The sequence below is a fragment of the Curtobacterium sp. MCBD17_003 genome, from assembly GCF_003234885.2.
Lineage (GTDB): Bacteria > Actinomycetota > Actinomycetes > Actinomycetales > Microbacteriaceae > Curtobacterium.
The window spans coordinates 1,546,343-1,564,934 of record NZ_CP126275.1 but is presented as its reverse complement, the minus strand read 5'-3'; the positions used below and the strand labels follow the sequence as shown (position 1 = coordinate 1,564,934).

At 71.8% G+C, this 18,592-nt stretch carries 16 protein-coding genes; 7 read left to right on the top strand and 9 right to left on the bottom strand.

From position 1 onward, the window contains the following. Nucleotides 1-109: 109 nt before the first annotated feature. The 3 genes from DEI88_RS07400 to zapE all read right to left on the bottom strand — a co-directional run bounded on the left by DEI88_RS07400 (nt 110) and on the right by zapE (nt 3,387). Nucleotides 110-769, bottom strand: coding sequence for a tyrosine-protein phosphatase (locus DEI88_RS07400; RefSeq protein ID WP_181434640.1), 660 nt, complete (start codon nt 767-769; stop codon nt 110-112). A gap of 71 nt (nt 770-840) precedes the next feature. Further along, entirely contained in the window at nt 841-2,115 is a 1,275-nt protein-coding gene (locus DEI88_RS07395) for an ammonium transporter (RefSeq protein WP_111012494.1), read from the bottom strand. Between the two features lie 243 nt (nt 2,116-2,358). Then, complete coding sequence (gene zapE, locus DEI88_RS07390) at nt 2,359-3,387, bottom strand: cell division protein ZapE (RefSeq protein ID WP_111072099.1); 1,029 nt, start codon at nt 3,385-3,387, stop codon at nt 2,359-2,361. A 172-nt stretch (nt 3,388-3,559) separates the two neighbouring features. Here zapE and DEI88_RS07385 point away from each other — a divergent pair, with 172 nt between their 5' ends. From DEI88_RS07385 to DEI88_RS07360, 6 genes are all read left to right on the top strand, one after another. Then, the gene (locus DEI88_RS07385) at nt 3,560-4,483 is read left to right on the top strand and encodes a sulfurtransferase (protein WP_111012495.1); all 924 of its coding nucleotides are present in this window, start codon (nt 3,560-3,562) and stop codon (nt 4,481-4,483) included. After that, entirely contained in the window at nt 4,480-4,914 is a 435-nt protein-coding gene (locus DEI88_RS07380) for a SufE family protein (protein ID WP_111008812.1), read from the top strand. Before DEI88_RS07385 ends, DEI88_RS07380 begins: the two co-directional genes overlap by 4 nt. A gap of 174 nt (nt 4,915-5,088) precedes the next feature. Continuing rightward, nucleotides 5,089-5,685 (top strand): DUF3000 domain-containing protein, encoded by a 597-nt coding sequence (locus tag DEI88_RS07375; RefSeq protein ID WP_146243985.1) that lies wholly within the window; start codon nt 5,089-5,091, stop codon nt 5,683-5,685. Beyond that, the gene (locus DEI88_RS07370) at nt 5,678-6,946 is read left to right on the top strand and encodes an HRDC domain-containing protein (RefSeq protein WP_502866976.1); all 1,269 of its coding nucleotides are present in this window, start codon (nt 5,678-5,680) and stop codon (nt 6,944-6,946) included. The genes DEI88_RS07375 and DEI88_RS07370 overlap by 8 nt, the downstream gene beginning before the upstream one ends. Before the next feature lie 77 nt (nt 6,947-7,023). Continuing rightward, a complete protein-coding gene (locus tag DEI88_RS07365; RefSeq protein ID WP_111008810.1) occupies nt 7,024-8,235 on the top strand; it encodes a thiolase family protein in 1,212 nt (403 codons plus the stop codon). Between the two features lies 1 nt (nt 8,236). Further along, nucleotides 8,237-10,405 (top strand): 3-hydroxyacyl-CoA dehydrogenase NAD-binding domain-containing protein, encoded by a 2,169-nt coding sequence (locus DEI88_RS07360; RefSeq protein ID WP_111072097.1) that lies wholly within the window; start codon nt 8,237-8,239, stop codon nt 10,403-10,405. Between the two features lie 105 nt (nt 10,406-10,510). Here DEI88_RS07360 and dxs read toward each other — a convergent pair whose 3' ends face one another. From dxs to dut, 5 genes are all read right to left on the bottom strand, one after another. Next, on the bottom strand, nt 10,511-12,460 hold the full coding sequence (gene dxs / locus DEI88_RS07355; protein WP_111026032.1) for a 1-deoxy-D-xylulose-5-phosphate synthase: 1,950 nt from the start codon (nt 12,458-12,460) through the stop codon (nt 10,511-10,513). Nucleotides 12,461-12,615: 155 nt separating this feature from the next. Beyond that, nucleotides 12,616-15,453 (bottom strand): aconitate hydratase, encoded by a 2,838-nt coding sequence (locus tag DEI88_RS07350; RefSeq protein WP_111072096.1) that lies wholly within the window; start codon nt 15,451-15,453, stop codon nt 12,616-12,618. A 70-nt stretch (nt 15,454-15,523) separates the two neighbouring features. Next, nucleotides 15,524-16,300, bottom strand: a complete 777-nt coding sequence (locus DEI88_RS07345; protein ID WP_111008806.1) for a DUF3159 domain-containing protein — start codon at nt 16,298-16,300, stop codon at nt 15,524-15,526. Then, the gene (locus DEI88_RS07340) at nt 16,300-17,007 is read right to left on the bottom strand and encodes a DUF3710 domain-containing protein (protein ID WP_111008805.1); all 708 of its coding nucleotides are present in this window, start codon (nt 17,005-17,007) and stop codon (nt 16,300-16,302) included. Before DEI88_RS07340 ends, DEI88_RS07345 begins: the two co-directional genes overlap by 1 nt. Then, complete coding sequence (dut, locus tag DEI88_RS07335) at nt 17,004-17,534, bottom strand: dUTP diphosphatase (protein ID WP_111008804.1); 531 nt, start codon at nt 17,532-17,534, stop codon at nt 17,004-17,006. The genes DEI88_RS07340 and dut overlap by 4 nt, the downstream gene beginning before the upstream one ends. A gap of 39 nt (nt 17,535-17,573) precedes the next feature. Between dut and DEI88_RS07330 the strand changes: the two genes are divergently transcribed. After that, nucleotides 17,574-18,005 carry a DUF3093 domain-containing protein gene (locus DEI88_RS07330; RefSeq protein ID WP_111072095.1) on the top strand — a complete coding sequence of 144 codons (432 nt, stop codon included), beginning with the start codon at nt 17,574-17,576 and terminating at the stop codon, nt 18,003-18,005. A 172-nt stretch (nt 18,006-18,177) separates the two neighbouring features. Here DEI88_RS07330 and DEI88_RS07325 read toward each other — a convergent pair whose 3' ends face one another. After that, the gene (locus DEI88_RS07325) at nt 18,178-18,474 is read right to left on the bottom strand and encodes a DUF4193 domain-containing protein (protein WP_111008960.1); all 297 of its coding nucleotides are present in this window, start codon (nt 18,472-18,474) and stop codon (nt 18,178-18,180) included. Nucleotides 18,475-18,592: the final 118 nt, after the last annotated feature.

Sequence of the window (18,592 nt, the reverse complement as noted above, 5' to 3'; positions counted from 1 at the left end):
CGCTCTGGAACACTCCGGGGCGGCATCTTCCGCGATCTCGCGGTGCTGTGCGACCTCGCGGTGCTGTGCGATCTCGCGGTCCTGGGTGCGGTGCCAGGTCGGATCCGGGTCAGAGCCGGTCGACCTCGCGGTCGCTCAGCCCGAGCCAGCGTAGGTAGCCGCGGACGGACAGGAACCGCTCCTCCACGTGCTCGACGACCGCGACGGCCGTGGCGGCCTCCGATCGGGCGTTCCGGTCGAAGTGCTCGGCGTCGGCAGCCTCGGCGCGTTCGCGGGCGAAACGGTCCGCCAGCGCCGCCCCGGTCGCGGCGTAGTCCGCGCCGATGCGGTCGAGGTCCGCACCCCAGAGCCGGGCGAGCAACGCGCTGACGACGCCGGTGCGGTCCTTGCCCGCGGAGCAACAGACCAGCACGTCGCCCTCGGTCTCGGCCAGGGCGCGGAACACGAGGAGCATCGTCGCTCGGTGCCGCACGAGCCAGTCCACGTACTGGTCGCGGAGCTCGAGGGCGTCGGGGGCCGACTCCTCACCGGCCGCGGGGTCGAACAGCGGCACGTTCCGGTAGCCCGCGGCCGCGCGGAGCGGGTGCGCGAGCGCGGCGACCTCGTCGCCGCGGCGCAGGTCCACGACCGTCTCGAGCACGACGGGGTAGGCGGTGGCCGGCACGTCCTCGGTGTTCGAGCGGTAGACGGTGCGGGTTCGCCCCGCCTGGAACCCGGGTCCGCCGACCTCACGGAAGTTCGCGAGCGTGGGCGGTGTCGTCGTGGTCACCGCGTCAGTCTGCCACCGGACACGACGACGCCCCCGGCGCGGAGCCGGGGGCGTCGTGCGTGTCGCGTGGGTCAGCGGACGGAGACCGGGGTGCGGTCGGCCTCCTCGTAGAGCACGTAGCCCTCTTCGCCGTGGACGGCGGTGTCGATGCCCGCGACCTCGTCCTCGGCGCGGACGCGGAACCCGATGGTCTTCTCGACGATCCAGCCGATGACGAAGGCGAGGACGAACGAGTAGACGAGCACGACGCCGGCCGCGGTGGCCTGCTTGCCGAGCTGCACGAACGAGCCGGAGTAGATGAGGCCGGTGGTGTTCGCGAAGAACCCGAGCCACAGCGTGCCGACGATGCCGCCGACCAGGTGGACGCCGACGACGTCGAGCGAGTCGTCGAAACCGAGGCGGTACTTCCAGTCGATCGCGAAGCAGCAGATGATGCCCGAGACGAACCCGAGGACGACGCCCCAGCCGGGCGTCAGCGCGGCACAGGCGGGCGTGATCGCGACGAGACCGGTGACGGCGCCCGACGCCGCGCCGACCGAGGTGGCCTTGCCGTCGCGGATCTTCTCGATCATGAGCCAGCCGAGCACGGCGGCGGCGGGTGCGGCGAGCGTGTTGATCCACGCGAGCGAGGCGATGCCGTCCGCGGCGCCCTCGGACCCGGCGTTGAACCCGAACCAGCCGAACCAGAGGATGCCGGCGCCGAGCAGGACGAACGGGGGGTTGTGCGGCTTGTGGGCGCCCTTGGCGAACCCGACGCGGCGGCCGAGCACGATCGCGAGGGCGAGGCCCGCGGCACCGGCGTCGATGTGGACCGCCGTGCCACCGGCGAAGTCGATGACACCCCACGTGGCGAACATGCCGGACTTGAGGTTGAACACCCAGCTGGCGACCGGGAAGTAGACGAGGGTCACCCAGATGCCGGAGAAGATCATCCACGCGCCGAACTTGGCGCGGTCGGCGATGGCGCCGGAGATGAGCGCGACCGTGATGATCGCGAACGTGGCCTGGAACCCGACGAACGCGAGGTCGGGGTACGTGGCGTGGAGCGTCGACGCCTGCGACTGCTCGAACGCCTGGCCGAGACCGAGCTGGTTGAGGTCGATGCTGAAGAACCCGACCTTGCCGACGACGTGGGTGCCGGGGCCGGTGTTCGCGAACGAGATCGCGTAGCCGTACAGCACCCACAGGACGCTCACGAGACCGATCGCGCCGAAGGACATCATCATCATGCTGATGACGCTCTTCGCCTTGACCAGGCCGCCGTAGAAGAACGCGAGGCCCGGCGTCATGAACAACACCAGCGCCGCCATGATCAAGATGAAGGCCGTTTGACCTTGGTTGAGCATCTGTTCACCTCTCTGTTGCTGTGGACCGCGTCGGCGGCGCTGTCCGCGTCTGACGGGCCCGCCTCGGGTGGGACCAGTGTGGCGACGAGAGGTTTCACTCCGGAGCACGGCGTGTTTCACGGATGTAACACGACGCGCCGCCGTGTGAACGTTGTGTTTCGGCAGGCTGGCGCGGCGCTCGACAGCAGCCGAGGACCTCCCCCGAACAGGTGCCGACGCGCAGCCGACGCGCCGGAGCGGCGTTCAGACGCGCGTCAGCGCGACCACGCGCGACGCGGCACGGAGGTACTTCTTGCGGTACCCACCCGAGAGCATGGACTCCGGGAACACCTGGTCGAGCGGAGTGCCGGACGCCACGAGCCGCACCTGGGCGTCGTACAGGCGGTCCACGAGCGCGACCCACCGGAGCGCGTCGGTCTGGTCGGTGAACGGCACGACGTCGACGAGGCCGGCCGCGTCGAGCCCCTCGACCATCGCGACGTACCGCGAGGGGTGCACCGTCCCGAGGTGCGCGACGAGGTCGGCGAACCGGTCCTCGGTGACGCGCGCCTGGCCTCCCGGCAGGGCGCGGAGGACCGCGGCGACGTCGTCGACGGTCGCGGCGGTCTCGTCGGTGGAGCGGCGGCGGAAGTCGAGCCCGTCGATGCGGAGCGTGGTGAACCGGTCCGCCATCGCCTGGATCTCCCGGAGGAAGTCCTGCGCCGCGAACCGGCCCTCGCCCAGGGCCCCGGGCGGGGTGTTCGACGTCGCCGCGATGCGGGTACCGCGCTCGGCGAGTTCCCGGATCAGCCGGGTCATCATCATGGTGTCGCCCGGGTCGTCGAGCTCGAACTCGTCGATGCACACGAGCGCCGTGCCCGTGAGCAGGTCCACGGTGCCCTGGAACCCGAGCGCACCGACGAGTGCCGTGTACTCGATAAACGTCCCGAACGTCCGGCGGCCGGTCTCCGCGTGGTACGCCGCCGCCAGCAGGTGGGTCTTGCCGACACCGAAGCCGCCGTCGAGGTACACGCCCGACGTCGTCGGCTCGGGTGCGGGACGCCGACGGCCGAACAGTCCGCGGCGGGCGGACACGGGCCGGTCGGCGACGAACCGCTCGACGGCGTCGCGGACCTCGGCCTGCGACGGGAAGTCGGGGTCGGGTCGGTACGAGGCGAACGACGCGTCGGCGAACTGCGGCGGCGGGACGAGCGCCGCGGCCATCTGCTCCGGCGTGACGACGGGGTCCCGGTCCGCCAGACGCGGCAGGGTCCCGACGGCGTCGTTCGGCATGCTGGGCGGACCTTCCGTCGAGGGATCGGGAACAGCGTCACCCGTCGTCACGTTGATCGACCACGGACGGTGCGGACGCGTAGCGTTGTCCGGGCGCCGCCCATCGATGCTATCCGCGTCCGATGTCCACCCGCACGATCCGAACCGGCCCCGAGGGGCCCAGGAGGTACCCATGACCGCCCCGGTCGACCCGTCCGAGCAGTTCGCCGCGTACGCCCACCCCGAGCGACTCGTGTCGACCGCGTGGCTCGCCGAACGGCTGACGGCCGCGGAACCCGGTCAGCACGACCTCGTCGTCGTCGAGTCCGACGAGGACGTGCTCCTGTACGAGACCGGCCACATCCCCGGCAGCGTCAAGATCGACTGGCACACCGACCTGAACGACCCGGTGCAGCGCGACTACATCGACGGCGAGGCGTTCGCGCGCCTGGTCGGCGGCAAGGGGATCGCGCGCGACACGACGGTCGTCATCCACGGTGACAAGAACAACTGGTGGGCCGCGTACGCGTTGTGGGTCTTCACCCTCTTCGGGCACGAGGACGTCCGTCTGCTCGACGGCGGGCGGGCGAAGTGGGTGGCCGAGGGTCGCCCCATGACGACGGACCGGACCGAGGTGACGCCGGTCGAGTACCCCGTGGTCGAGCGGCGGGACAGCGCCGTCCGCGCCTTCAAGGAGGACGTTCTCGCGCACCTCGGCGAGCCCCTGATCGACGTCCGGAGCCCCGCCGAGTACTCGGGTGAGCGCACCACGGCGCCGGACTACCCGGAGGAGGGCGCGCTGCGCGCCGGCCACATCCCGACCGCCACGAACATCCCGTGGGCGACCGCGGCGGCGCCGGACGGCACGTTCCGTCCTCGGGCCGAGCTGGACGCCGTGTACCGCGACGGTGCGGGCATCGGCGACGACGACGCCGTGATCGCCTACTGCCGCATCGGCGAGCGGTCGAGCCACACCTGGTTCGTGCTCACGCACCTGCTCGGGATCCAGGACGTCAAGAACTACGACGGCTCCTGGACCGAGTGGGGCAGCGCGGTGCGCGTGCCGATCGCGACGGGCACCGAGCCGGGCGACATCCCGGCGGGACGGACCCGATGACCGACACGCTGCCCGCGTCGCTCGCCACGATCCGCGACGACTTCCTCGCGCTGGGGCTCCAGGACCGCCTGCAGCTGCTGCTCGAGTTCTCGGACGAACTCCCGGCGCTGCCGCAGGAGTACGCCGAGCACCCGGATCTGCTCGAGCGCGTCGAGGAGTGCCAGTCCCCCGTGTTCATCTTCGTCACGGTCGACGACGGCGTGGTCACGATGCACGCCACGGCTCCGCGCGAGGCCCCGACCACCCGCGGCTTCGCGTCGATCCTCGCGCAGGGACTCAGCGGACTGACCTCGGACGAGGTCCTGGCGGTGCCGGCGGACTACCCGCTGACGCTCGGACTCAGCGAGGCCGTGAGCCCGCTGCGGATCCGCGGCATGGTCGGCATGCTCGGCCGGGTGCAGCGGCAGGTCCGGGCGGCCGTCGCCGCGTAGGTCACGGTGCGTCCGAGGGTGACCGTGCCGGCGCCGCGACCGACCGTGAGGACACTCCTCGCGAGGCGCGCCGACGACGTCGTTCCGGTCATCGCACGCGTCCTCCCTGCCGAGCAGACCGACGGACGGCGTGCCGCCCCTCCCGGTCCCGGCTCCGGAGCCTAGTCTGCAGAGGTGTCCGATACCCCTGCACCGACCGCGGAACCCGAGGCGTTCGCGCGCCTGCGGGCGTTCGTGGCCCAGGGCTCGACCCGGTCGGAGACGACCGTGACCGAGATCCCGTCGCCGAGCCGGGTGGCGCCGCACTCCCTCGCGCTGGCCGCCGACGTCTCGGGAATCGCTCACGGGGTCGACTCCGACCTCGGCACCGGTCGGTTCATCGCCATGTACGACCCGGCGGAGCCCGAGGGCTGGTACGGCCCGTTCCGCGTCGTCACGTTCGCCCAGGCGCCCCTCGAGCCCGAGATCGGGGTGGACGAGTTCGTCGCCGACGTCACGTGGAGCTGGCTCGTCGACGCCCTCGCGGCGCACGGTGCCGCGTACGACCACGCCTCCGGCACGGCGACCAAGATCATCTCGCGCGGCTACGGCGAGCTGAGCGCCCAGGGCGACGGCGCCCAGCTCGAGCTCCGTGCCTCGTGGAGCCCGACCGATGACGACCTCACGGCGCACGTGCGGGCCTGGGAGGACATCGTCGCGATGCTCGCCGGACTCCCACCGTCGTCGGACGGCGTCACCCTCCTCGCCCCGAGGCGGCTCGCCCGTGACTGACCAGCGCACGACGCCCGACGGAACGGACCCCGGCGTCGAGGACTCCCACGCGACCGTCCGCGTCATCGAGGACCTCGCGGCGTACCGGCAAGCCGTCGCGCACATCGCCGCCGGTCACGGTCCGGTCGCGGTCGACGCCGAGCGCGCGAGCGGCTACCGGTACTCCCAGCGCGCCTACCTGATCCAGGTCTACCGCCGCGGTGCCGGGGTGTTCCTGCTCGATCCGATCGCGATCCGGGCCGAGGACGCCGACGCGTTCGCCGCGCTCCAAGAGGTCATCGGGGACGAGGAGTGGGTGTTCCACGCCGCGAGCCAGGACCTGCCGTGCCTCCGCGAGGTCGGGCTCGTGCCGCGGCGCATCTTCGACACCGAGCTCGGAGCGCGGCTCGCGGGGCTCAGCCGCGTCGGCCTCGGCGCGGTCGTCGAGGAGCTCCTCGGGATCCACCTCGCCAAGGAGCACTCCGCCGCCGACTGGTCCACACGTCCGCTCCCCCAGGCGTGGCTCGTGTACGCGGCCCTCGACGTCGAGCTCCTCGTCGACCTCCGCGACGAGATGGCCGAGCGCCTCGAACGGTCCGGCAAGGCCCGCATCGCCGAACAGGAGTTCGCGGCGGTCCTGACGCGCGTGCCGAAGCCCGCGCGCGCGGAGCCCTGGCGTCGGCTCTCGGGGCTGCACACGCTCCGCGGACAGCGGTCCCTCGCGATCGCACGGGCGCTCTGGCAGGCGCGTGACGCCTACGCCCAGGCAGCGGACGTCGCGCCCGGGCGCACGATCCCGGACTCGGCGATCATCGCCGCCGCGGCCGCGAACCCGTCGTCGAAGCGCGAGCTGGGTGCCGTCAAGACGTTCTCCGGACGCGCGAGCCGCAGCGAACTCGACCGGTGGTGGGCCGCCGTCGAGGAGGGCCGGGCGACCACGGACCTCCCCTCGGTGCGTGGGACGGGTGAGCCGTCCCTCCCGCCGCCGCGCGCGTGGTCGGACCGCAACCCCGCGGCCGATCGGCGGTACAAGGCGGCGCGACCGGCGGTCGTGGCGCGCGCCGAGGAGCTCGTGCTCCCGGTCGAGAACCTGCTCACTCCGGACACCCTCCGGACGCTCGCGTGGGAGCCCCCCTCGCCCGTGACGCCCGAGACCGTCGCCGACGCCCTGGCCGCGCTCGACGCCCGCCCATGGCAGATCGAGGAGACCGCGGACCGCATCGCCGCCGCGTTTGTGGCAGCCGGACAGGCCGACGAGCCGGGTGGCGAGTCCGCCTCGTAGGAACCGGCCAACCGACTCGCTCCGGGGTCGCGCCCGGCATAGCGTCGGCGATGATCGAGGAAGATCAGGAGGCTCATGTGACCAAGGCATCAGACGTCGTCTTCGTGGACGGTGTCCGGACCCCGTTCGGACGTGCCGGCGAGAAGGGCGTGTTCTGGAACACCCGGGCGGACGACCTCGCGACGCACGCGATGCGTGGCCTGCTCGACCGGAACCCGTCGCTGGACGGCGCCGCCGTGGACGACGTCGCGGTCGCCGCGACGACGCAGCAGGGCGACCAGGGGCTGACGCTCGGCCGCACGGTCGGCATGCTCGCGGGCCTCCCGAAGTCGGTTCCCGGGTACGCGATCGACCGGATGTGCGCCGGCGCGATGACGAGCGTGACAACCCTGGCCGGGGCGATCGCGTTCGGCGCCGCCGACGTCGCGATCGCCGGCGGGGTCGAGCACATGGGTCGGCACCCGATGGGTTTCGGGGTCGACCCGAACCCCCGGTTCCTCGCCGAGCGCATGGTCGCGGGCGACGCACTCGTCATGGGCAACACCGCGGAACGACTGCACGACCGGTTCCCCGCGATCACGAAGGACCGCACCGACGCCTACGCCGTCCGCTCCCAGCAGCGGTACCAGGCGGCGTGGGAGGCCGGGAAGCTCCAGCCGGACCTCGTCCCCGTCGCGGTCGCGACCGGATCGGGCTGGGACGTCGTCGACCGCGACGAACCGCCGCGGCCCGGCACCACCCTGGAGGCCCTGGCCGCGCTGGGGACACCGTTCCGGCCCCACGGACGGGTCACCGCCGGCAACGCCGCCGGCCTCAACGACGGCGCCACCATGAGCCTCCTCGCCTCGGAGGACGGCGCGAAGCAGCACGGACTCCCGACGAAGATGCGCATGGTGTCGTTCGCGTTCGCCGGCGTCGACCCCGAGGTCATGGGCGTCGGACCCGTCCCGGCGACGGACAAGGCGCTCCGGAAGGCCGGGCTGTCGATCGACGACATCGGGCTGTTCGAGATCAACGAGGCGTTCGCCGTGCAGGTCCTGGCGTTCCTCGACAACTACGGCATCCCGGAGGACAGCGAGAAGGTGAACCCGTGGGGCGGGGCCATCGCGGTCGGCCACCCCCTCGCGTCGAGCGGTGTCCGGCTCATGACCCAGCTCGCCGCCCAGTTCGCCGAGCACCCCGAGGTCCGGTACGGGATCACGACGATGTGCATCGGACTCGGGCAGGGCGGCACGGTGGTCTGGGAGAACCCGGGTTTCTCGCGCAGCGCGGCACGGAAGGCGGCCTGACATGACCACGACCGGCACGAACGCCACCGCGGCACCGGACCAGGCCGTGCTCGACCGACTCGAGGCGCTCGCGGCCGACGAGGTCGTCACGAACGCCCACGTCAAGCACGTGGCGCTGCCCTCCGGAGGCCGTCTGGCGCTCATCACGCTCGACAACGGCAAGGACCACAAACGCCCCAACACGCTCGGCCCGCGGTCGCTCCGGGCGCTCGGCGAGGCGCTCGACCAGGTGCGCGCGGACGCCGCCGCCGGCACGATCCGCGCCGCGGCCATCACGGGCAAGCAGTACTGCCTCGCCGCCGGCGCCGACCTCTCCCAGGCCTCCCGCGTGCCGGACCGCGAGACCGCGCACGCGCTCGCCCGGCTCGGACACGACACCCTCCGGCGGCTCGGCGACCTCGGCGTGCCGTCGTTCGCCTTCGTCAACGGGATGGCCCTCGGCGGCGGACTCGAGGTCGCGCTGCACTGCACCTACCGCGTGTTCTCGTCCGCGGCGCAGGGCATCGGGCTGCCCGAGGTGTTCCTCGGGATCATCCCCGGCTGGGGCGGCGCGACGCTGCTCCCGCGGCTCATCGGGCCCGAGCGCGCGCTCCGCGTCATCGTGGAGAACCCGCTGAAGAACAACCGGCTCATGGACGGGCCCACCGCCGTCGAACTCGGCATCGGCGATGCGCTCGTGCCCTCGGCGATGTTCCTCACCGATGCGCTGCGCTGGGCCGACGGCGTGCTGTCCGGTCGGGTGACGGTGCAGCGCCCGAACGAGCCGGGCACCCTCGCCAAGGCCACCTGGGGCACGGTCGTCAAGGTCGCCCGAGGGCAGGTCACGGGCCGGATCGGCACCGTGCCGCGCTCGCCCCGGGTCGCTCTCGACCTCGTCGCCGCCGCCCGTTCCGGCAGCCTCGACGACCGGTTCGCGGCCGAGGACGACGCCCTCGCGGACCTCATCAGCGGCGACCAGTTCGCCGCGTCGATGTACGCGTTCGACCTCGTGCAGAAGCGGGCCAAGCGTCCGGTCGGCGCACCCGAGGCCGCTCCGCGGACGATCACGAAGGTCGGCGTGCTCGGTGCCGGACTCATGGCGTCGCAGTTCGCGCTGTTGTTCGCCCGCCGTCTCGGTGTGCCCGTGGTCATCACCGACCTCGACCAGGGCCGCGTCGATGCCGGGGTGGCCCGGATCCGCAGCGAGGTCGACGCGCTGCTCGGCAAGGGACGGATCTCGCCCGACGACGCCAACCGGATCGTGGGCCTCGTCTCCGGCACGGTGTCCCTCGAGCCGTTCGCCGACGCGGACTGGGTCATCGAGGCCGTGTTCGAGGAACTCGGCGTCAAACAGGACGTCCTCCGCCGGGTCGAGCAGATCGTCGCCCCGGACGCGATCCTCGCCACGAACACGTCGTCGCTCTCGGTCGAGGCCATGGCCGACGCGCTCGAGCACCCGGACCGCCTCGTCGGCTTCCACTTCTTCAACCCGGTCGCGGTCATGCCGCTCGTCGAGGTGGTCCGCGCACCCCGGACGTCGGACGAGGCCGTCTCGACCGCACTCGCCGTCGCGCGGACGCTGAAGAAGACCGCGATCATCACGGCGGACGCCCCCGGCTTCGTCGTGAACCGTGTGCTCGCCCGGGTCCTCGGCGAGGCGATGCGCGGCGTCGAGCAGGGCACCCCGTTCGAGGTCGTGGCCGAGGGCGCCGCACCGCTCGGCCTCCCGATGTCGCCGTTCGAGCTGCTCGAACTCGTCGGTCTGCCCGTCGGCGCCCACGTGCTCGACTCCCACCACCAGGCGTTCCCCGACCGCTACTGGCCGGGCGACGGACTCCGGCGGCTCGCCGAGCACGGTGCCATCACGACGCGCGACAAGAAGGGCGCCGTGACCGGGTACGACCGGGCGGCGGTGGAACTCGTCGCGCCCGCGAAGAAGGACGCGACACCGTCGACCGCGGCCGAGATCCAGCGACGCTTCGAGGACGGCCTCGCGGACGAGCTCCACCGCATGCTCGACGAGGGCGTCGTCTCCGCCGTCGAGGACATCGACCTCGGGCTGATCCTCGGCGCCGGGTACCCGTTCCACTCGGGCGGCATCAGCCCGTACCTCGACCGGGTCGGCGCGTCCGAGCGGGTGTTCGGCGGCACGTTCCACGACCCGCGGATCGTGGGTCCGGCCTCCCGCTGAGCGTCGCTCCGGCCGCGTCGCACCGGGGCATCCCGTTCGAACACCGGGATGCCCCGGTGCGACCGGCACCCGGCGGTGCGACGGCGGTCGGGGACCCCGCCGCCGTCAGCGCTGCGCCGAGCCCGACGACTCGCGAGCGGGGGCGGGCTTCGCCTTCGGCAGCTTCGTGCCCACGACCTGGTCGATCACGTCCCGCGCGATCGCCTGTGCCGACAGTCCGACCTGCTCGAGGATCTGGGACCGCGACGCGTGGTCGATGAACGCGTCGGGCAGCCCGAGCTCGTTCACCGCGGTGTCGACCCCGGCCGCGCGGAGGTCCTGCCGCAGGCGCGTGCCGATGCCCCCGACGCGGACGCCGTCCTCGAGCGTGATGACGAGCCGGTGGTCGCGCGCGAGGTCGACGAGCGAGGTCGCGATGGGCACGACCCATCGCGGGTCGACCACCGTGGCGCCGATGCCCTGCGCTTCGAGGAGCGCGGCTACGTCGAGCGCGATCGGTGCCATCGCCCCGACCGCGACGATGAGGACGTCCTCGGCGTCCGACGAGTCCGAGGCCGACCGGAGCACGTCCACGCCGTCCGCGAGGCGGTGCACCGCGGGGATGTCCGGCCCGACCGCGCCCTTCGGGAACCGCACGACGGTCGGGGCGTCGTCGACGGCGACGGCCTCGCGGAACTCCTCGCGGAGGGTGCTGGCGTCACGGGGCGCAGCGATGCGGATGCCCGGGACGACCTGCAGGATCGCGAGGTCCCACATGCCGTGGTGGCTCGGCCCGTCCGGACCGGTGACGCCGGCGCGGTCGAGCACGAAGGTCACGCCGGCGCGGTGCAGGGCGACGTCCATGAGGACCTGGTCGAACGCGCGATTCACGAACGTCGCGTAGAGCGCCACGACCGGGTGCAGTCCGCCGAACGCGAGCCCCGCTGCCGTGGTGACGGCGTGCTGCTCGGCGATCCCCACGTCGTACACGCGCTCCGGGTGCCGCTCCTGGAACCGGTGCAGTCCCGTCGGCCGGAGCATCGCCGCGGTGATCGCGACGATGCGCTCGTCGTCGTCGCCGGCCTGCGCGAGTGCCTCCGCGAACACGTCCGTCCAGGCGGGTCCGGCGCTCGCGCTCTCGAGCGACTCGCCCGTCTCGGGGTCGATGTGCCCGACGGCGTGGAACTGGTCGGCGACGTCACGGAGCGCGGGCTCGAAGCCGTGCCCCTTCTCCGTGATCGCGTGCACGATGACCGGCGTCCCGTAGTCCTTCGCCTGCCGGAACGCGGCTTCGAGCGCGCGCTCGTCGTGGCCGTCGACCGGTCCGATGTACTTGATGTCGAGGTTCGAGTACAGCGCCTCGTTGTTCGTGAACCGCGACAGGAACCCGTGCATGCCGCCCCGGAGTCCCCGGTACACGGCGCGTCCGGGATGCCCGAAGTGGCTCGCGAAGCGTTGGGTGCGCTCGTACATCTCGCGGTACTCACGCCGCGTCCGCACCTGGTTGAGGAACCGCGCCATGCCGCCGATCGTCGGCGCGTAGGAGCGGCCGTTGTCGTTGACGACGATGACGAGACGGCGGTCGTTGTCGTCCGAGATGTTGTTGAGGGCCTCCCACGTCATGCCGCCGGTGAGCGCGCCGTCACCGACCACGGCCACGACGGTGCGATCACTCTGCCCGGTGAGCTGGAACCCCCGCGAGATGCCGTCCGCCCACGACAGCGACGACGACGCGTGCGAGGACTCGACGATGTCGTGCTCGGACTCGGATCGCTGCGGGTACCCGGCGAGACCGCCCTGGGTCCGCAGGCCGCTGAAGTCCTGTCGCCCCGTGATGAGCTTGTGGACGTACGACTGGTGCCCGGTGTCGAACACCATGGGGTCGTGCGGCGAGTCGAACACCCGGTGCATGGCGAGGGTGAGTTCCACCACGCCGAGGTTCGGCCCGAGGTGCCCGCCCGTCTTCGCCACCTCGGCCACGAGGAACGTGCGGATCTCCGCTGCGAGCTCGACCATCTGGGTGTCGGACAGACGCTTCAGGTCGCGTGGCGACCGGATGCCGGACAACAGGCTCACGGACGCTCCTTTCGTGGGCGAACGCTCAGTGTATTCGCGCCACCGCAGAACGGTCTGGTTGCGGGCGGCGCGGGGCTCGTCGCGCAGATGGTGACCTGGACGGACGGGAGGGACGGTGCCAGTCGCACCCTCCCTCCCGTCCGTCCACCGGTCACCTAGACGAGCGAGCGGAGCACGTACTGCAGGATGCCGCCGTTGCGGTAGTAGTCGGCCTCGCCGGGGGTGTCGATGCGCACCACCGCGTCGAACTCGACGGGCTGGGCACCTGCGGGCGAGTGCTCACTCGGCGTCGCGGTGACGTGCACGGTGCGCGGGGTCGTCCCGTCGTTGAGCTGCTCGAGCCCCGAGATCGACACGACCTCGGTGCCGTCGAGTCCGAGCGAGTCCGCGGTCTCGCCCGCCGGGAACTGCAGCGGCACGACACCCATGCCGATGAGGTTCGAGCGGTGGATGCGCTCGAAGCTCTCCGCGATCACAGCACGGACGCCCAGCAGGTTCGTGCCCTTCGCCGCCCAGTCGCGGGAGGACCCGGAGCCGTACTCCTTGCCGCCGAGGATCACGAGCGGGACACCCTGCGCCTGGTAGTGCTGCGACGCGTCGTAGATGAACGCCTGTGCACCCTCCGGGGTCGTGAAGTCCCGCGTGTACCCGCCCTCGACGCCGTCCAGCAGCAGGTTCTTGAGCCGGATGTTCGCGAACGTCCCGCGGATCATCACCTCGTGGTTGCCGCGGCGCGACCCGTACGAGTTGAAGTCCTTCCGGTCCACCCCGTGCTCGGCGAGGTAGTGCCCGGCGGGGCTGTCCGCCTTGATCGACCCGGCGGGCGAGATGTGGTCGGTCGTGACGGAGTCGCCGAGCTTCGCGAGCACCCGGGCGCCGCTGATGTCCGACACCGGGGTGGTCTCGATCGTCAGGCCCTCGAAGTACGGGGGCTTCCGGACGTAGGTCGACTCGGCGTCCCACTCGAACGTGTCACCGGTCGGCGTCGGCAGGGACTTCCAGCGGTCGTCGCCCTCGAACACCGAGGCGTACTCGTGCGTGAACATCCCGGTGTCGATCGAGTGGTCGATGACCTCCTGCACCTCGGCCGCGTCGGGCCAGATGTCCTTGAGGTACACCGGCTCCCCCGACTGGTCCGTGCCGAGCGCGTCCGCGTCGAAGTCGAAGTGCATGGACCCGGCCAGCGCGTACGCGATCACGAGGGGCGGGGACGCCAGGTAGTTCATCTTGACGTCGGGGTTGATGCGCCCCTCGAAGTTCCGGTTGCCGGAGAGCACCGCGGTCACGGCGAGGTCGTTGTCCTGCACCGCCTGCGAGATCTCGTCGGGCAGCGGGCCGGAGTTGCCGATGCACGTGGTGCAGCCGTAGCCGACCGTGTAGAACCCGAGGTCCTCGAGGTACCCGGTGAGCCCGGCCTTCTCGTAGTAGTCCGTGACGACCTTCGACCCGGGCGCGAGCGTGGTCTTGACCCACGGCTTCGACTTCAGGCCCTTCTTCGCGGCGTTCCGGGCGAGGAGCCCGGCCGCGAGCATGACCGACGGGTTCGACGTGTTCGTGCACGACGTGATCGCGGCGATGGCGACCGCGCCGTGGTCGATCGTGAACGCGTCGCCGCCGTCGAGCGCCACCCGGACCGGCTTCGACGCCGTGTTCGGCGCGCTGGCGGCGTGGAGCGGGACCTCCGACGGCTGGGCGTCCGCGTCGTCCTGGACGGCGTGCTCGTCGCCGGGCGCGGCGGCCACCGGGTCCGACGCGGGGAACGAGTCGGCGACGGCCTTGTCCTCTTCCGACGGCGTCATCGTGGCGTAGTTCGCCAGGTCGACCTCGAACTGGTCCTTGGCGACCGAGAGCTCGATCCGGTCCTGGGGGCGCTTCGGTCCGGAGATCGACGGCACGACCGTCGAGAGGTCGAGCTCGAGGTACTCGGAGTACGCCGGCTCCACCGAGGGGTCGTGCCAGAGGCCCTGCGCCTTCGAGTAGGCCTCGACGAGGGCGATCTGCGACTCCTCGCGCCCGGTGAGGCGCAGGTACTCGAGCGTGACGTCGTCGACCGGGAAGATCGCGGCGGTCGACCCGAACTCGGGGCTCATGTTGCCGATCGTCGCGCGGTTCGCGAGCGGCACCTGGGCGACGCCCTCGCCGTAGAACTCGACGAACTTGCCGACCACGCCGTGCTTCCGGAGCATCTGGGTGATCGTCAGGACGACGTCGGTCGCGGTGACGCCGGCCGGGATCGCACCGGACAGCTTGAACCCGACGACCTTCGGGATGAGCATCGACACCGGCTGACCGAGCATCGCCGCCTCGGCCTCGATGCCGCCGACGCCCCACCCGAGGACGCCGAGTCCGTTCACCATCGTGGTGTGCGAGTCGGTGCCGACGAGGGTGTCCGGGTAGGCCGTCAGCTCGCCGTCGATCTCGCGCGTGTAGGTGACACGGGCGAGGTACTCGATGTTCACCTGGTGGACGATGCCGGTGCCCGGCGGGACGACCTTGAAGTCCTCGAACGCGGTCTGCCCCCAGCGGAGGAACTGGTACCGCTCGCCGTTCCGCTCGTACTCGATGTCCGTGTTGACCTTCAGCGCGTCAGCACGCCCGAAGAGGTCGGCGATCACCGAGTGGTCGATGACGAGCTCGGCCGGTGCGAGGGGGTTGATCTTCGTCGGGTCCCCGCCGATCTCCGCCATCGCCTCACGCATGGTGGCGAGGTCGACGATGCACGGCACGCCGGTGAAGTCCTGCATCACCACGCGCGCGGGCGTGAACTGGATCTCGGTGTCGGGTTCCGCGGTCGGCACCCAGGAGCCGAGCGCGCGGATCTGCGCCTCGGTGACGTTCGCGCCGTCCTCGGTGCGGAGCAGGTTCTCGAGCAGGACCTTCAGGCTGTACGGGAGTCGCTCGTGTCCGGGCACGGTGTCGATGCGGTGGAACGCGTGGTCGACACCCCCGACCGTGAGGACGTCCTTCGAACCGAAGCTGTTCAACGCAGCCATCGTGCCGCCTCCCTTGCTGGTCGGGCCCGCTCCGTCGCGGGCCCGAGATGTCTCGATGTCGAGACAGATGCTACACGCGGTCGGGGCCTCCGGCGGCGTCGACGTCCCCGGTGCCGCCGTCGGCGACCTGCCCGAACACGGAGCGGACGAGCAGCCACGTCACCCAGAGCATCGCCGCGTAGAGCGGTACCCCGGTGACGAGCTTGATGCCGGCCAGGAGCTCCACCTGCGCGGCGAGGTAGAGCGGGACCTCGATCGCGAGCCGCACCGCGAACAGCCCCGCCCAGAGCCAGGTCGCCACGGTGAGCACACGGCGCTTGCCGGGGTCGCTGCGCCAGTGGTCGCCCTCCGGCAGCAGGAGCCCCACGACGATCCCGATGAGCGGCCGTCGGGCCACGAGGGTGGCGAGCAACACGGCCAGGGACACCGCGTTCACGACGATGCCCGGCACGAAGTTGCTCTCGGCGCGCCCGGTGAACAGCGACAGGCCGGCGGAGATCGCGACGCCGAGGATCCCGGAGAGCGCGGTGACGAGCGGCTGACGCTGCACGAGCCGCAGCCCGACGAACACGAGCCCGACGAGCACGGGGACCACGACACTCGGCACGAGCTGGTGCGTGACGGCGAACACGATCAGGAACGCGAACCCCGGGAGGATCGACTCGGCCAGTCCGCGCACCCCGCCGACCGCCGCGACGAGCGCCCGGCCCGATGGCGCCTCGCCCGGAGCGACCCGCGCGATGCCGGCCCGCGCGACCGCGTCACGCAGCTGCGCCGACAACGACAGCGCGTCGGCGTGGTCTGTGGCGTGGTCCTCGGGGAGCGGGGCGCTCGGGTCCGACGTCATCAGATCGTCGCGGTCGGCATCGTCTTCGGCATGTGGAGCGGGATGAGGTCGCGGGGCGGCATGGGACTCGTCCCACGGACGACGACCACGCTCCGGAACAGGTCCTCGATCTCGGTCGCGGCCTCGGGGTCCTCCGCCGCCTTGCCGGCGATCACACCGCGGAGGAACCAGCGGGGCCCGTCGACCCCGACGAAGCGCGCGGTCCGCAGCCCGTCGGTGACGCCGTCCTCGCCGACCACCGGGACGTCCGCGCGGAGCTCCGGGCCGAGCGGCCCGTCCACCTCGGTCGCCACGCCACCCTGCCGACCGATCTGCTCGGCGATCTGCGCGCGGATCTCGTGCCAGAGCCCCGTCGTCCGGGGCGCGGCGAACGGCTGCACCTGGAGCGTCGACTCCTCGAAGTCGAGACCGACCGCGACGACCCGCTGCGAGCCCTCCTCGACCTCGAGGCGGAGGTGGAGGCCCTCACGCGGCAGGATCTTCACCCCGCCGAGGTCGACGTACGGACGCACGGGATTCGCCTCGGTCTCGTCGAGCGGCCCGTTCTCCTCGCGGTCCGCAGGAGCCGACTTCGCCGTCGGCTCGACCGTCACGACCTCGTCGAGCGCCTCGTCGGCCTCGTCCGCGATGTCCACCTCGGGCGTGGTCGAGGCGAGCTCGACCTCCTCGGCGGGCTCGGTGCCCTTCTTGCCCCTGCCGATCCTCATGCGCCGGCTCCTTCCTGGTCGTCCGTTCCGGGTCGCGTGCCGTCCGCCGCGCCCTCCGTCGTGGGGGCGGCCGCCACGCTCACGTCCACCGCCGTACCGTACCCGGACGACCCGAATCCGCCGTGTCCGCGGACGCTGTCCGGGAGCTCGTCGACGGCGACGAACCGCACGGCGGGCACGGGCATCACGACGAGCTGGGCGATGCGGTCCCCCACCGCCACCGAGTACGACTCGCGCTGGTCCGTGTTGAGCAGGGCGACCTTGAGCTCCCCGCGGTACCCGGCGTCGATCGTGCCGGGCGCGTTGACGATCGTGATCCCGTGCTTGGCGGCCAGACCGCTCCGCGGCACCACGAACCCGGCGTACCCGTCGGGCAGGGCGATCCGTACGCCGGTGCCGACGAGTCGACGCTCACCGGGGGCGAGCACCACCGCCTCGGTGGAGACGAGGTCGGCTCCGGCGTCTCCCGGGTGGGCGAACCGAGGGGCGTCCGCCCCGGTCCATGGCACGTCGAGGGGCTCGGTCACGTGACGAGGGTAGTGCACACGGCGTGGTCGAATAGGGGGGTGACCGTGTACCGCGAACGACTCTGGGCTCCCCCGACCCTCTACCTCGCGACCGCGCTGGTGATCCCCGCCAGCCTGCTCGTGTTCCTGCCCATCAACACCACCGTCGGCGTCGTCGTCGCGATCAGCATGGAGCTCGCGGTCCTCGTCATGCTCTGGCTGCTCGCACCGATCGTCGAGGTGACGGAGGACGAGTTCCGGGCGGGCCGCGCGCACCTGCCGCGGAGCGCGGTCGGCGCGGTGCAGGGGTACGACGGCAGCGCGGCGACCCGCGAGCGCGGGCCGACGTTGGACGCGCGTGCATGGACGCTCTTCCGTGGCTACGTCCACGGCGTGGTCAAGGTCGAGGTCGCCGACGCGCAGGACCCGACCCCGTACTGGTTGGTGTCCGTGCGGCACCCCGACCAGGTCGTCGCGGCCCTCGGACGCTGACCGGTCGGGAGGACGACGAACGGCGCCGGTCCGGAGGACGACGAACGGCGCCGGTCCGGAGGACGACGAACGGCGCCGGTCCGGAGGACGACGAACGGCGCCGGTCCGGAGGACGACGAACGGCGCCGGATCCCGATCGGGATCCGGCGCCGTTCGACGTGCGGGGTGTGGACTACGCCGAGGCGCACTCCATGCAGACGGGACCGAGCTTCGTCTCGTGGTCGAGCTGCGAGCGGTGCTTCACGAGGAAGCACTCGACGCAGGTGAACTCGTCCACCTGCGGCGGCAGCACGACGACGTCGAGGTCGACGTCGGAGAGGTCCTGTCCGGCGAGTTCGAAGCTGCCGGGGTTGTCGGCGTCGTCGACGTCCACGACACCCGACATCTTGTCGGGGACGCGCTCCTTCAGTGCCTCGATCGACTCGGAGTCGTCGTCGGTCTTCCGAGGGGCGTCGTAGTCGGTGGCCATGCCCATCCGTTCTCGTTGAGAGGGGTCGTCGCCGGGATCGGCGGCGACAGTTTGCATCAAGTACCGATGATTCGCAAACCGTGCGATCCGGTGCTCCAGCAGGCGGTGCAACCCGTCG